Here is a 14,159-nt window from a genome sequence, read left to right on the forward strand (position 1 = left end):
ACCGTACGAGGGTTACGAGGGCCAGTAGGTGTCGCCGGCGAGGAGGAGGGCGGCGGCGCCGACCAGGCCGGCCTCCTGGCCGAGTGCGGCGGGCACGACCTCGACGCGACGGGCGAACCCCATCCGGGCGTGCTCGCGCAGCGCCTCCTCCAGCGGGCCGAACAACGGCTGCCCCGCTTGGGAGAGCCCGCCGCCGATGGTCACCAGGTCGAGGTCGCACAGGTGCGTGGCGGAGGCGATCGCGATACCGATCGCCCGACCGGCCCGGCGCATCGCCCGGGACGCGATCTCGTCCCCGGCCCTCGCGTCCGCCGCCAGCTGCCGCGCCGTCACCACCCGGTCCTCGCGGTACGCCTCGTCCTGTTCGTACGGCCGCGCCCCGTGGTCGTGCGTGGTGAGGCGTGGCGCGGGGACGCCTGTGGGTGCGGTTCGGCCGGAGTGCGCCCCACCGGGGACGGCCACGGGCGCGGCCGCCGGACTCTCGGTCCTGCCGGCCCGCGTACCGGTCCAGTTGTCGGTGCGAGCCGATGGGACGCGGTCGGCGCCGGTTCCCGGTGGCGTGTCGAAGGCGGAGTCGGGCGCTGAGGCCTGGGTGGGGATGGCCGCACTGGGCACCCAGCCCTGGGCCAGGGCCCAGGTGGCGAGGGCGGGGCCGCGGGCCATCGCTTCCAGGCAGCCGTGGCCCCCGCAGCCGCAGCGGGGCCCGCCGTCCGGTTCCACCACCACGTGGCCGATGTGGCCGGCGTTGCCCGTACGGCCGTGCACCAGCCGGCCGCCCAGGATGAGCCCACCGCCCACGCCCGTCGACACGACCATGCCGAGCATGTCCTGGGTGCCCTGGCCGGCGCCCCTCCAGTGTTCGGCGACGGCCAGGCAGACGGCGTCGTTGTGGACGCGTACCGGAAGGCCGGGGAAAAGGGCCGTGAGGCGGGCGCGCAGGGGGAAGCGGCGCCAGCCGGGGATGTTCAGGGGGGAGACCTCGCCCTCGGGCCAGGCCATGGGGCCTCCGCAGCCCACGCCCACCCCTTCGACGTCGTCGGAGAGCGGGGCGATGAGGTCGGTGACGGTGTGCCACAGGGTTTCGGCGCCGGCGCCCTGGGGGGTGGTGACGCGTCTGGAGGTGACCACGGTGCCGTCGCGGGCCACCAGCCCGGCGGCCATCTTGGTGCCGCCTATGTCGATCGCGAGGATCACGGGCGGCCCGCCGTACCGGACGGGATCATGGCCCGTCCGCAGCGCTGGAGAACACGAGCAGGGACGCGGTGAAGCCGTGCACGTGGTTGTGCCCGGCGACCGGGCCGACCTCGCCGGCGGCGAAGAAGCCGGCCACGCCGACGGGCCCCAGCGTGTCGCGCACCGCGATCGCGTCGTGGTCGGGTGTGCCGAACATGGCCGAGCCCCGCCCGTTGCAGGAGAACAGCAGCGCCCCGTCCACCTTGCCGATCTCCTCGCGGTGGGCGTCGAGCAGGTCGTACAGGTCCTCGTCGGCGGTGGCGGCGTCCCTGACCTGGAAGCGTACGGTCCTGCCGACCTCGACGATGTCGCCGATGGCCACGGCCTCGCGTTCGGGGTCGATGCCGATGACGCCCCGGATGAGGAAGTCGCCGCGTTCGTGGCGTTCGGCGTATTCGTCCATCGCCAGGCCGATCTGCAGGCCGGCGGCGACGAGGTCGCGGTCGTCCTCGTCCAGCTCGGTGACGATGTCCTCCAGGCGGGCCAGAGCCGGCTGGCCGGCCAGTTCGAGCAGCAGGTTGTCCTCCGACGCGGTGACGACCATGCTCGGCCCGATCGGGCGGCAGCCCTGGCTGACCACGGTGCTGATCTTCACCGGGCCGCTGATCAGCACCCCGATCGCGCCCTCGGTGTAGACCTCGCCGTCGGCGAACAGCCGTACGGAACCGCGTCCCTGCAACCCGTTGGCGAGCCCCCCGACCAGCGGCAGGTCGCCCAGGACGTCGACCGAGCGCTCGACGAAGGCGTCGGTCGGAAAGCTGTACGGATCGGTCAGCAGAATCGCCACGTGGTCGTCCTGGCCGCGTTCCGGCAGCCCGACGACCACGAACCTGTCCTCGGCCGTCAGCGTCTCCAGCGCGAACGTCGTCAACCGGGCCCCGTCCAAGGTCGCGGCCCAGGCACTGACAGCGGGCGTCAGCTCGATCCCCTGCCCGTCGCCGATCACTCCCGTGGCGCTGCATCCGATCACGTTCGCCTCGGGCGCGAGTTTCATCGCGGCCTCTCCGGCCCGGGCGACGTCATCGGGATCGTCGCCGCAGATGAAGAAGCAGACCAAGTCGGCAGGGCCGCTGAGCCTCGACAGTGCCTGACCGACGGCGTTCTCCGCGGCCTCCACCAGGTCAGAACCCACGGCGAGGCCGTCGGCGAAGCGGCTTGTCATCAAGGCCACGCGTCTCGCCTCCTCGTCATGTCCAAGTTCCCTAGGCCCGATTCTCCCCACAAAGGGGACAAGCACGCGCACGAACCGTCACCTAATAGTCAAGATCCGAAATCTCCGCCAGGTGCGAAACTCCCTGCCACATTCTCCGTGGGGGACGTAGTCTCGGTTCCGTGCATCAGCCACGAATTCTCCGCGAGTTGCGAGAGAGCGGCCACGTTCATCGCACCGTCAAAGCCGAGGTCCGGGAAAACCTGCTGGCCAAGCTACGGGCCGGTGAGCCACGCTTTCCCGGCATCGTGGGCTTCGACGACACCGTCCTGCCACACCTGGAGCGGGCGCTGCTCGCCGGGCACGACCTCGTGCTCCTCGGCGAGCGCGGTCAGGGCAAGACCCGGCTCATCCGCACCGTGACGGGCCTGCTCGATGAATGGACGCCGATCGTCGAAGGCTGCGAGATCAACGACCACCCGTACGCACCGGTCTGCACCCGCTGCCAGGCGCTGGCGCGGGAGCTGGGCGACGAGCTGCCGATCGCGTGGAAGCACCGCGACGAGCGCTACGGCGAGAAGCTCGCCACGCCCGACACCTCCGTGGGCGACCTGATCGGCGACGTCGACCCGATCAAGATCGCCGAAGGGCGAACGCTCGGCGACCCTGAAACGGTCCACTACGGCCTCGTCCCGCGCACCAACCGCGGCGTCTTCTCCGTCAACGAGCTGCCCGACCTGGCCGAACGCATCCAGGTCTCGCTGCTCAACGTGCTGGAGGAGCGCGACATCCAGGTGCGCGGCTACAACCTGCGGCTGCCTCTCGACATCCTGCTCATCGCCAGCGCCAACCCGGAGGACTACACCAACCGGGGCCGGATCATCACGCCGCTGAAAGACCGGTTCGGCGCCGAGATCCGCACCCATTACCCGATGACCGTCGAGGACGAGCTGCGGCTCATCCGTCAGGAGTCCATGCCGGACATCGGGGCCGACATCCCCGAGCACCTGGTCGAGGTGATCGCCCGGTTCACCCGGCTGGTCCGCGAGTCGACGGCCGTCGACGCCCGTTCCGGCGTGTCGGCCCGCTTCTCGATCGCAGCCGCCGAGACCGCGGCCGCCTCCGCGGTGCGCCGGGCGGCCATCGCCCGCGAGGAGCAGGCCGTCGCGCGGGTGGTCGACCTCGCCTGCGTCGTCCACAGCCTGCGGGGCAAGGTGGAGTTCGAGGTCAGCGAGGAGGGCAGGGAGACCGAGATCCTGGCCCATCTGCTGCGCCGGGCCACGGCCGAGACGTTCAGGAACCGGCTGGGCGGCATGGACCTGTCGGCGGTGATCGACAAGTTCTCCGAGGGCAACCAGGTGGAGTCGGGTGAGCTCGTCCCGGCCGCCGAGCTGCTGCACCGTATGGGCCCGGTCACCGGGCTGGCCAAGGTCATGTCGCGGCTCGGCATGGGCGCGGGCGAGGAGTCGCCCGGTCACGCCGCCGCCGCCCTGGAGTTCGCGCTCGAAGGGCTCTACCTCATGCGGCGCCTGTCGAAGGAGGACGTCGACGGGGTGAGCGTTTACCGCACCTGAAAACATATGGGCGGTCTCCCGCGTCAAAAGGGATGACTGATCAGCAATCTCGGGGGAGACCGTCCATGCGTTCGTTCGTCTGCGCCGCGGCTGCCGCCGCGCTGGCCGTGAGCGGCTGCGCCGCGCCCGTCATGTCCGCGCCCACCACTGCGGGGGCTTCCGCCTCCACCCAGGTCGTGTACGGCTACGCCTGGGCCGACGGCGAGGGCCGCCTGCGGGTCGTGCCCAAGTCGGAGACCTTCGAGAAGCACGAGGGCGGCTTCTCCGGCTACCGGCTCTCGCCGGTCGCGGGGGCGAAGGAGCTGCGGCTCGACTACGGCGCGGCCACGTACGGGCGGGTCACGGTGGCGTGCGACCTGAAGGAGACCGAGGGGCAGGTCGCGCTCGACGACAAGGGCCTGGGCCGCACGGCGTGCAAGCCGTCCGATCTGGCCACCGAGCTGGAGCGCGGCCCGGTGGCGCTGCGGGCCGAACACCGCGACGGCAGGGCGACCCGGATCAACGAGATCCTCGTCCCCGACTGGCCCGACCTGAAGACGGCGCAGGGCACGATCCAGCGGGTGGACGACAGGACCGTGCTGTTCTCGTCCGGGGGCAAGCAGGTCAAGCTTGGCTACACGTACGCGACGGTCTTCTTCCGCACCACGGCGAAGTGCGGCGACGGCTGGCTCACCGGCCGGCCCGTGAACGCGAACCAGGACGGCCTCGGCACGAAGCAGTGCGCCGCCGACGACCTCTCCGAGGCGCTGTCGAAGCTGCGCCACCCGGTGCTGGTCAAGGTCGACTACACCCCGGAAGTCGACTCCCTGGAGCAGGTCTGGGAGGTCTTCGGGGACGCATGACCGGGCCCGGGGGGCACATGGGAGCGTTTCTCGGGTTAGCGTGGGTTTCGTGATGGCCTTCCGCTATGGCGAGTTCCACGACGGCCCTGACCCCCTGGCCCCTCCCTACGACGTACGCGCGGCGCTCGACGAGATGGGCGACGCCATCCTGTCGGGCTCGACGCCGGTCCACGCCCTGCGCGACCTGCTCAAGCGCGGCCTGCCCGGCGCCCAGGAGCGCCGCGGCCTCGACGACATGCTCAGGGAGGTCCGGCGGCGCCGGCGCGACCTGCGCGAGAGCGGGCGACTCGACGGCACGCTGGAGCGCGCCAGGGCGCTGCTCGACAAGGCGATCGGCCAGGAGCGGGCGGAGCTGTTCCCCGACCCGTCCGACGACGCCCGCATGCGGGAGGCGGGGCTCGACGCGCTGCCGGACGACACCGCCAGCGCCATCCAGGAGCTGAGCACGTACGACTGGCGGTCGGCCGCGGCCCGGCAGACGTTCCAGGAGCTGCGCGACCTGCTGCGCCGCGAGGTGCTCGACAGCCAGTTCAGGGGCCTGCGCGACGCCCTGGCCGACCCGGATCCCGAGGCCATGGAACGCGTCCGGCAGATGATGGCGGACCTGAACGACATGCTCGCCAAGGACGCCCAGGGCGAACACACCCAAGAAGACTTCGACGCCTTCATGGGGAAATATGGTGACCTGTTCCCCGAGAAGCCGCGCAACCTCGACGAACTCGTCGACATCCTGGCCCGCCGCGCCGCCGCCACGCAGCGCATGCTGGCCTCGATGACCCCGCGCCAGCGCGAGGAGCTGGCCGGCCTCATCAACCAGACCCTGGAGCAGACGGGTCTGTCCGACGAGATGCGCCGCCTCGGCGAGGCCCTCTACGCCCGCCGTCCCGACCTGGCCTGGAACGCGCCCGAGCGTATGACCGGCGACGAGCCGCTGTCCATGGGCGACGCGGTGACGGCGTTGGAGGAGCTGGCCGACCTGTCACAGCTGGAGTCCGCCCTGCGTCAGGACTACCCGGGCGCGCGGCTCGACGACATCGACGAGGCCGCCGTACGCCGTGCGCTCGGCCGCTCGGCGGTCGACGACCTGGAGGGGCTCAAGCGCATCGAACGCGAGCTGGAGGAGCAGGGTTACCTGCTGCGCCGCCGCGGCAAGCTGGAGCTCACCCCGAAGGCGGTGCGCCGACTGGGCGAGACGGCGCTGCGCCGGGTGTTCTCCTCGCTCGACGCCGGCCGCCGCGGCGACCACGACCAGCACGACGCGGGCTCGGCCGGCGAGCTCACGGGCTCCTCACGGCCATGGCGCTTCGGCGACGAGCAGCCCATCGACGTGGTGCGCACGCTCGTGAACGGCGTCCGCAGCGGCGGCGTCACCACCGGCGAACGCGTCGGTGTGCGGCTGTCCGTGGACGACTTCGAGGTGGCCGAGACCGAGCGCCGCAGCGCCGCGGCGGTCTGCCTGCTGGTGGACCTGTCGTACTCGATGGCGCTGCGCGGCACGTGGGCGGCGGCCAAGCAGACGGCGCTCGCCCTGCAGGCGCTGGTGGCCTCGAAGTTCCCGCAGGACGCCGTGCAGATCATCGGCTTCTCCAACTACGCCAGGGTGCTGCAGCCCGACGAGCTGGCGGGGCTCGACTGGGACATGGTGCAGGGCACCAACCTGCACCACGCGCTGCTGATCGCCGGCCGCCATCTCGACCGCCATCCCGACTTCGAGCCGGTGGTGCTGGTGGTGACCGACGGCGAGCCGACCGCCCACCTCATGCGCAACGGCAGGTCGGCGTTCGAGTGGCCGCCGTCGCGGGAGACGCTGGAGCTGACGCTGGCCGAGGTCGACAAGATGTCCCGGCGGCGGGCCACGATCAACGTCTTCATGCTGGCGGCCGACGAACGGCTGAAGGAGTTCGTGGACGAGGTGGCCCGCAGGAACGGCGGCCGCGTCTTCTCCCCCAGCGCCGAACGCCTGGGCGAGTACGTCGTCAGCGACTTCCTGCGCCTGCGCCGCGCCCGCTGACCCGGACTGTCGGTGCCGGCTGCCAGACTCGTCTGCCATGGAGGACATCGGGCTGCGTGACGTGGTGGAGGCCGACCTGGAGGTGTTCCTGGCGCAGGAGCACGACCCGGAGGCGGTGCGGCGGTCGACGTTCCCGCCACGGGAGCGGGAGGCGTTCATCGGTCACTGGAAGGCGCGGGTCCTGGGCGACCCGACCGTGCTGGTGCAGGCCGTCCTGGTGGGCGGCGAGCTCGCGGGCAACGTCGTGGCCTGGTGGGAGGGCGAGCGGCGGTTCATCGGCTACTGGCTCGGCAGGGAGTTCTGGGGCCGCGGGGTGGGCACGCGGGCGCTGGAGCTCTTCCTGCGCAAGGAGGCCAACCGGCCGTTGCACGCCGATCCGTTCGAGGGCAACACCGCGTCGGTGCGGCTGCTGGAGCGCCACGGGTTCCGCCGCGCGGGCGTCACCGACGACGGGCACGTCCTGCTGGTGCTGGGCGGGGAGGATCAGGCGTCGACGAGCCGGGAGTAGAAGTCGAGGGCGACGTCGAAGCCGTCGCGGCAGTTGCGGTGGGAGCGGTAGCAGGGCCGCCAGGCCGAGCTCGCGCCGACGCCCGATCGCGCGTCCTGCAACGCCTGGGGCACGCGCTCGGGCCTGGGCAGCAGGCCGTGACCGAGGTAACGCACCCCCGACAGCTCGGTGTGCTGCCCCGGGCCGCCGGAGACGAAGGTGCCGAGGCGCCAGCCGCTCTCCTCGTCCCACACCAGCGCGGTGCCGTCGGTGAGTTTCACGGTGGCGTCACGCGGCTCAGAAGGGCCCTCCCACCAGTCCGCGACCTCTGACCCGAGCAGGCCGACGACCCGCCGCACGTAGCAGATCGGCTGGTGCAGCCACTCATCGGTGTACGGCTCGACGTGCTTGATGGCCACGGACGGCACCCCCCTGCGCCCAAAAACGGTCGCCCAAATAGTGAGGAAACTGCGACGGGACCCAACCATACCCGCGCCTGAACTCAACCGGTCACAGAGCGTCTAGTCATAATGGACGATATTTGCGGCTGAATCGGGGAAGCAGTAGTTCCCATGATTGCCACGGTTCTCCTCATCATGTTCATGCTCTTCGCGGTGGTGAGCACGGAGCTGTGCATGCGTAGCTCCGCGGAGAGCAAAGAGAGTGTCGAGTCTCCGAGGGAGATCGTCGGCGACTAGTCTCAGCGGCATGGACCTGCTTCTCTGGCTGCACATCGGGTTCGCGATCTTCACGATCGGCCCGATCACCGCCGCGACGATGGCCGCGCCGCGCGTCATCCGCAACAAGAACGTCCCCGCGCTCCAGTTCATCCAGCGGACGACCCGGATCTACAGCATCGGCGCCCTGGGGGTCTTCGTCTTCGGCCTGGTGCTCGGCATCGTGATGGGTGGCGGGATCCTCGGCCGGTGGTACATGTCGGCCTCGATGACGCTGTTCATCGTGGCGGCCGTGCTGCTCGTCATCATCGACCGCGACCTGCGCGCCGCCGTACGCGCCCTCACGAGCGAGAGCGCCGAGGACGACGCGCAGGTGCAGAACGGCCGGATCGCCGCGATCAGCGGGCTGGTGTCGGTGATCTGGCTGGTGATCCTCTTCCTGATGGTGGTGCCGGAGTAGGCGCCTAGCCCAGCGCGCGGGTGAGGTCGGCGAGCAGGTCGTCGACGGTCTCGATGCCGACCGACAGGCGTACGAGGTCGGCGGGCACCTCCAGCGGCGACCCCGCGGCCGAGGCGTGCGTCATGCGGCCGGGGTGCTCGATCAGCGACTCCACGCCGCCGAGCGACTCGCCCAGCGTGAACAGCTCCGCCCGGTTGCACATCTCCACGGCTTCCGCCTCACCTCCGGCGACGCGGAACGACACCATGCCCCCGAACCTCTTCATCTGCTTGGCCGCCACCTCGTGGCCAGGGTGCTCGGCAAGCCCCGGGTAGAGCACCTCCGTCACGCGCGGGTGGGCCAGCAGCAGGTCGACGACGCGTTCCGCGTTGTCGCAGTGGCGGTCCATGCGGACGCCGAGGGTCTTCAGGCCGCGCAGTGTGAGCCAGGCGTCGAACGGCCCGGCCACCGCGCCCATCGCGTTCTGGTGGTAGGCGAGCTGCTCGCCGAGGCCGCTGTCGGCGGCCACGAGCGCGCCGCCGACCACGTCGGAGTGGCCGCCGACGTACTTCGTGGTCGAGTGGACGACCACGTCGGCGCCCAGCGCGATCGGCTGCTGCAGGTACGGCGAGGCGAAGGTGTTGTCGACGACCAGCAGCGACCCGTTGTCGTGGGCGAGCTGCGCCAGGGCGGCGATGTCGGCGATGCCGAGCAGCGGGTTGGTGGGCGTCTCGACCCAGACGACCTTGGTCTTCTGCGTCATGGCCGCGGCCACGGCGTCGAGGTCGTGCAGCGGCACGGGGTCGTAGTGCAGGCCCCAGGCCTCGTGCACCTTGGCGAACAGGCGGTACGTGCCGCCGTACGCGTCGTTGGGGATGATCACGTGGTCCTGCGGCTTGCACACCGCGCGCAGGAGGGTGTCCTCGGCGGCGAGCCCAGAGGCGAACGCCAGCCCCCTCGCCCCGCCCTCCACGGCGGCCAGCGCGGCTTCGAGCGCGGTCCTGGTGGGGTTCGCCGAACGGCTGTACTCATATCCGGAACGCAGGCCGCCCACGCCGTCCTGCTTGTACGTGGACGTGGCGTAGATCGGCGGCACGACCGCGCCGGTCAGCGGGTCGGGCTCCTGACCTGCGTGAATGGCCAAGGTCTCAAAACCGTTGCTCATACACCACACGTTAGTGGAAGCCGGCCCGCGCCTCGGTCCCCACCGAGTCGCGGGCCGCTCCAGGGCCGCCGTCCCCCGACGGCCCACCTGGGGCCCGCACGCCCTGCACACGCGAGCCCGAGGTCGTCAGGCGTCCGTACGGGAGAGCAGCACGGGGTCGGCCAGCGCCAGCAGCACTCCGACGACCAGCAGCACGATTCCGATGGCCAGCATGTCCATCTCCTTCCGACCTCTCCAGCATCCGCGACGCGCCCAGGCCGCCGCCTCCGCTGAAGGACGGGTTCGCGGCCGTGCTGTTCGGCCGAACGGTGGATACGAGCGGTACGACTCGCGGCCTAGGCTCGACACCGTGGCCGACTCCAAGCGCATCGTGTACTGGGTCCGGCGGCTGGGCGAGATCGCCATGCTCGGCTGCCTGGCCATGATGCTGCTGATGGACGTCCTGCTCGGCGTCGTCGTCGGGACGCTCCAGTGGGTGGTGCCGGTGTGCGGCGCGGTCGGCATGGTCGCCGTGATCCTGCGGCGCAGGTGGCGGCTGGGCGGGTTCGCCGTGATGCTGGCGCTGTCGCTCGCGACGTCGCTGCTGGTCGGCATCACCGGTTTCCGGGGCATACCGGGGGCCGCGGAGACGGGGGCGCTGCTCGTCCTGCTCATCGGGGTCCTGCGGCACGTGGAGCCGGTACGCCAGGCGGTCGTCCTGTCGTTCGGGGCGCTGGTCGTGCTGATGACCGAGGCGAGCGCGCGCGACTACAACGGCTCGGGCCTGGCGTTCTCCTTCCTGCTGTTCGTGGGCTGGTCGACGGCCGCCGGGATCGGCGGCTACCTCCGCTTCCAGCAGGAACGCCGGGTGGAGGCGGTGCACGCGGTGCGCAGGGCCGAACGCCTGGAGATCGCCAGGGAGCTGCACGACCTGGTCGCCCACCACATCACCGGCATCGTGGTGCAGGCCCAGGCCGCGCGTACGGTCGCCGCGACCAAGCCCGAGGCCGTGTCGCCCGCGCTCGACGCGATCGCCACGGCCGGGTCGGAGGCGCTGACCTCGATGCGGCGCATGGTCACGGTGCTCCGCACGGAGGACGACGCGGCCCGCACGCCGGGCGTCACCATGGCCGACCTGCGGATGATGACCGACCGGTTCTCCGCCGACGGGCCGAAGGTGGCCTTCGAGATCGGCTCCGGCTTCGACGACCGCACGCTGCAGCCGGAGGTCATGACGACCGTGCACCGGGTGCTCCAGGAGGCGCTGACGAACGTGCGCAAGCACGCGCCGCGGGCCGCCTGGGTCGAGGCGTCCCTGCGCCGCCACGAGGGCAGCGCGGTGCTGCGGGTGCGGAACTTCGGGTCCGGCTCAGACCCGCGGCTGGCCGGTCTGGGCGGCGGGTTCGGTCTGGTCGGGATGGCCGAGCGGGTGGAGGCGCTGGGCGGCCGGTTGTACGCCGGGCCCTCGCCGGAGGGGGCCTGGGAGGTGTTCGCCGAGTTCCCGCTGTCCTGACGCGACGGCCCGCTCGAACGCCTCCTCGCCCAGCCGGTCCCGCAGCCGCGCGACGATCCGTTCCACGTCGAGCCGCTCGGCCGCGGGCAACGGCACCCCCACCTCCTGCCGGATCGCCCCCGCCACCCCGACCAGCTCAGCCGCCCTGACGACCCAGGCGTCGGACGACGTTTCCACGCCCGACAGTGACAGGGCGCCGGCCAGGCCCTCCAGGGCCAGGGCGACGGCGCGGGGGTCGGCGGTGGCGCGGGCCGCCTCGTGGCCCTCGCGGTGGCGGGCCAGCGCAAGCCGTGCGTCGCCGCGCTGCTCGGCGGCGAACCCCAGCTCGGCCATGATGAACGCGATCCCGGACGTCCCGCGCACGTGCCGCAGCCAGCCGAGCACGGGCAGCAGGTACGCCTCGGCCTCGTCGTACCGGCCCTGCCTGCGGGCGCTCATGGCCAGGCCGAGCAGCGCGTTCTCCTCGGCCGACTTGTACGACTGCGCCACCGCCAGCCGCCTGGCCCGCTCGTGCAGGTCGTCGGCGGCCGCGTAGTCGCGCTCCAGCAGCGCGATCCGCCCCAGCCCGGCCAGCTTGTACGACACCTCGAACCCGAGCTCCTCCGCCAGCCGCAGCCCTTCCCTCCGCAGCCGGGCGGCCTTCGGGTGGTCGCCGCGGATCTCGGCCGCCCGGTCCAGCACGTCCATGGCCTCGATCTGTCCCCAGCCGTCACCCAGCTCCCGGAACAGCGCGAGGCCCCGCTCCCCGTCGCGTTCCATCGCGGCCAGGTCGCCGCGGCCGACGGCGAGCTTGGCCCGCAGGCACAGCGCCGCCGCGATCCCCCACCGATCGCCCAGCGCCTCGTACGCCGCCAGCGCCCGCCCGGCCGCCGCCTCATGCGCGGCGTGATCGCCGTACGCCCAACGGACGTGCGTCAGCAGCCAATCGGCCAGCGCCTCCCCCGCCAGGTCGAGCTCCTCCCGCCGTACGGACACGGCGGTCTCCCCGATCAGCGACTCCACCCCGGCCAGCCAGACCGCCGCCCGCCCCGCGTCGCCATCCGTGCCGGCGACCCGTGTGGTCGCCTCGGGGGCGTTCATGGCGGTGGTCAGGGAGCGGCGGGCTTCGCGGAGGCGGCCGCGCAGGATCCAGTACCAGGCCAGCGCGTTGACCAGGCGCAGCGGGTAGGGCCCCGCGAGCGCACGGCGGAGGTTGGCGGTTTCCGCGTCGAGCCGTTCCAGCCACTCCCGCTGCCTCGGCCCCCGGAGATCGGCGCGCTCGGCCAGCGCCGTGTAGTAGCGCGCGTGCCGCGCCCTGACCAGGTCGTACTCCCCTGCCTCGCGCAGCCGCTCCACGCAGTACGCGGCCACGGACTCCAGCAGGCGGAACCGTGGCCCGGGGACGCGGACGACCAGCGACCGGTCCACCAGGCGGGCCAGAGTGTCCAGCACGTCCACCCCGGGTTCCGCGGACACCTCCTCGGCGGCCTCCAGCGTGCACCCGTCGGCGTGCACGGCCAGCCGCCGCAACACCACCCGCTCGCCCTCGCCCAGCAGCTCCCAGCTCCAGTCGATGACCGCCCGGAGCGTACGCTGCCGGGCGGGGGCGTCGCGCGTCCCGGCGCTGAGCAGCCGGAACCGGTCGTCCAGCCGGTCGGCGAGCTCCTGAACGCCCAGCGCGCGCACGCGGGTGGCGGCCAGTTCCAGGGCCAGCGGGAGGCCGTCGAGCCGCCGGCAGACGGTGGCCACGGTCTCGTCCGGCTCGACACCGGCCCGTGCCGTGAACAGGCGTACGGCCTCGGGCTCCGGAAGCGGCGGCACGACCCGTACACGCTCGCCGGTCACCCCGAGCGGCTCCCGGCTGGTCGCCAGCACCCGCAGCCCGGGAACGGCCCGCAACAGCTCCGCCACGAGCCCGGGGACCGTGCTGCCACCAGCACCATCGTGCGTGGCCCGGCTGCCGTGCGGCGGGTTCGCCGCGGCCCCGCCTTCCCTCTCGCGGGTGGCCGGGTCCAGGAGGTGTTCGCAGTTGTCGAGGATCAGGAGAACGTCTTTGCCGGTCAGTGCGCCGGCCAGGCGGGAGGCCGGCGGGAGCGTGTCGTCGTCGCGTACCCCCAGCACCGCCGCCACCGCCTCGGACGGGTCGACCGCCCCGGCGAGCTCCACCAGCCACACCCCGTCGGGCGCGGTCACACCGCGGGCGGCCTCCAGCGCGAGGCTGGTCTTCCCGACGCCGCCCGGCCCCGTGAGCGTCACCAGCCGGGCGGCGGCCAGCAGCCCGCGCACGTCGGCCACGTCGGCGTCCCGTCCGATCAGCTCCGTCAGGGGCGCGGGCAGGTTCGTCGGTCCGCTCCTGACCGCCGAAGCCACCGGGCGGTGCAGGGCGGTGTCCTGGCGGAGGACGGCCTGGTGGACGGCGGTCAGCTCGGGCGACGGGTCCACCCCCAGCTCCTCGGCCAGCCGCCCGCGCAGCTCCGCGTACGCCGCCAGCGCCGCACCCTGCCGCCCGCCCCGGTACAGCGCCCGCATGTGCGCCGCCACCAGCCGCTCCCGCAGCGGATGCCGGGCGACCAGCGAGCCGAGGTCCACGGGCTCCCCCAGGTCGAGATGGAGCTCAGCCTGCTCCTCCAGCGCCGCGAGCCGCGCCTCCTCCAGACCGGCCGCCTCGGCGCGCACGAACTCCGCGTCGGCGAACTCCTCGTACGCGGGCCCGCGCCACAACGCCAGTGCTTGCCCGAGCTCCCCCGCCCGCACCCGCGGGTCACGCGAACGACGCCCGACGAGCTCCCGGAACCGCCCGGCATCACAGTCACAGCCCGCCAGCCGATACCCCCCAGGACCGTGCGGAACGGCGCCACGGTCGCCGAGCGCACGGCGCAACTCCGAGACACGAGCCTGAAGGGTGCCGAGCGGGTTACGACCGGCCCGCTCCCCCCACAGGTCCTCGATCAGCCGGTCCGCCGAAACCGGCCCGCCCCCGTGGACGAGCAGGTCGGCCAGGAGCGCCCGCACCTTGGGCTCGGCCACCTCGACAGGACGGCCGTCCTCCGTACGGACCAGCAACGGCCCGAGCACTCCGAAACGCAACACACCCGACCCAACCCGTGGCG

At 72.4% G+C, this 14,159-nt stretch carries 11 protein-coding genes and 1 pseudogene; 7 read left to right on the top strand and 5 right to left on the bottom strand.

The window, feature by feature from the left end; genetic code table 11:
- Positions 1–12 precede the first annotated feature (12 nt).
- Together ACIBP6_RS43440 and ACIBP6_RS43445 are read right to left on the bottom strand one after the other, a co-directional pair.
- Positions 13–1,194 (bottom strand): ROK family protein, encoded by a 1,182-nt coding sequence (locus tag ACIBP6_RS43440; protein ID WP_397060658.1) that lies wholly within the window; start codon positions 1,192–1,194, stop codon positions 13–15.
- A gap of 25 nt (positions 1,195–1,219) precedes the next feature.
- A complete protein-coding gene (locus tag ACIBP6_RS43445; RefSeq protein ID WP_397061284.1) occupies positions 1,220–2,395 on the bottom strand; it encodes an FIST signal transduction protein in 1,176 nt (391 codons plus the stop codon).
- Between the two features lie 170 nt (positions 2,396–2,565).
- Here ACIBP6_RS43445 and ACIBP6_RS43450 point away from each other — a divergent pair, with 170 nt between their 5' ends.
- From ACIBP6_RS43450 to ACIBP6_RS43465, 4 genes are all read left to right on the top strand, one after another.
- A complete protein-coding gene (locus ACIBP6_RS43450; protein WP_397060659.1) occupies positions 2,566–3,957 on the top strand; it encodes a sigma 54-interacting transcriptional regulator in 1,392 nt (463 codons plus the stop codon).
- A 65-nt stretch (positions 3,958–4,022) separates the two neighbouring features.
- On the top strand, positions 4,023–4,799 hold the full coding sequence (locus ACIBP6_RS43455; protein ID WP_397060660.1) for a hypothetical protein: 777 nt from the start codon (positions 4,023–4,025) through the stop codon (positions 4,797–4,799).
- Between the two features lie 52 nt (positions 4,800–4,851).
- Entirely contained in the window at positions 4,852–6,810 is a 1,959-nt protein-coding gene (locus ACIBP6_RS43460) for a VWA domain-containing protein (protein ID WP_397060662.1), read from the top strand.
- A 37-nt stretch (positions 6,811–6,847) separates the two neighbouring features.
- Positions 6,848–7,318, top strand: coding sequence for a GNAT family N-acetyltransferase (locus tag ACIBP6_RS43465; RefSeq protein ID WP_397060664.1), 471 nt, complete (start codon positions 6,848–6,850; stop codon positions 7,316–7,318).
- Here the strand turns inward: ACIBP6_RS43465 and ACIBP6_RS43470 are convergent.
- Entirely contained in the window at positions 7,294–7,716 is a 423-nt protein-coding gene (locus ACIBP6_RS43470; protein WP_397060666.1) for a DUF6292 family protein, read from the bottom strand. The genes ACIBP6_RS43465 and ACIBP6_RS43470 overlap by 25 nt on opposite strands.
- A 153-nt stretch (positions 7,717–7,869) precedes the next feature.
- Here ACIBP6_RS43470 and ACIBP6_RS43475 point away from each other — a divergent pair, with 153 nt between their 5' ends.
- A complete protein-coding gene (locus tag ACIBP6_RS43475) occupies positions 7,870–7,995 on the top strand; it encodes a hypothetical protein (RefSeq protein WP_268958793.1) in 126 nt (41 codons plus the stop codon).
- 10 nt (positions 7,996–8,005) lie between these two features.
- A complete protein-coding gene (locus ACIBP6_RS43480) occupies positions 8,006–8,434 on the top strand; it encodes a hypothetical protein (protein ID WP_132610380.1) in 429 nt (142 codons plus the stop codon).
- 4 nt (positions 8,435–8,438) lie between these two features.
- Here ACIBP6_RS43480 and ACIBP6_RS43485 read toward each other — a convergent pair whose 3' ends face one another.
- On the bottom strand, positions 8,439–9,578 hold the full coding sequence (locus tag ACIBP6_RS43485) for a cystathionine gamma-synthase (RefSeq protein WP_132610378.1): 1,140 nt from the start codon (positions 9,576–9,578) through the stop codon (positions 8,439–8,441).
- A 724-nt stretch (positions 9,579–10,302) separates the two neighbouring features.
- Here ACIBP6_RS43485 and ACIBP6_RS43490 point away from each other — a divergent pair.
- Positions 10,303–11,004, top strand: a pseudogene (locus tag ACIBP6_RS43490) (sensor histidine kinase); the annotation flags it as partial.
- Here the strand turns inward: ACIBP6_RS43490 and ACIBP6_RS43495 are convergent.
- A complete protein-coding gene (locus tag ACIBP6_RS43495; RefSeq protein ID WP_397060668.1) occupies positions 10,927–14,139 on the bottom strand; it encodes a BTAD domain-containing putative transcriptional regulator in 3,213 nt (1,070 codons plus the stop codon). The pseudogene ACIBP6_RS43490 and the gene ACIBP6_RS43495 overlap by 78 nt on opposite strands.
- Positions 14,140–14,159 lie beyond the last annotated feature (20 nt).

Source organism: Nonomuraea terrae (genome assembly GCF_044465245.1).
GTDB lineage: Bacteria > Actinomycetota > Actinomycetes > Streptosporangiales > Streptosporangiaceae > Nonomuraea > Nonomuraea terrae.

Coding starts and splice junctions, on each gene's coding strand:
- ACIBP6_RS43465 (WP_397060664.1), top strand. CDS start 6,848: ATGGAGGACATCGGGCTGCGTGACGTGGTGGAGGCCGACCTGGAGGTG.
- ACIBP6_RS43485 (WP_132610378.1), bottom strand. CDS start 9,578: ATGAGCAACGGTTTTGAGACCTTGGCCATTCACGCAGGTCAGGAGCCC.
- ACIBP6_RS43455 (WP_397060660.1), top strand. CDS start 4,023: ATGCGTTCGTTCGTCTGCGCCGCGGCTGCCGCCGCGCTGGCCGTGAGC.
- ACIBP6_RS43445 (WP_397061284.1), bottom strand. CDS start 2,395: ATGACAAGCCGCTTCGCCGACGGCCTCGCCGTGGGTTCTGACCTGGTG.
- ACIBP6_RS43460 (WP_397060662.1), top strand. CDS start 4,852: ATGGCCTTCCGCTATGGCGAGTTCCACGACGGCCCTGACCCCCTGGCC.
- ACIBP6_RS43480 (WP_132610380.1), top strand. CDS start 8,006: ATGGACCTGCTTCTCTGGCTGCACATCGGGTTCGCGATCTTCACGATC.
- ACIBP6_RS43475 (WP_268958793.1), top strand. CDS start 7,870: ATGATTGCCACGGTTCTCCTCATCATGTTCATGCTCTTCGCGGTGGTG.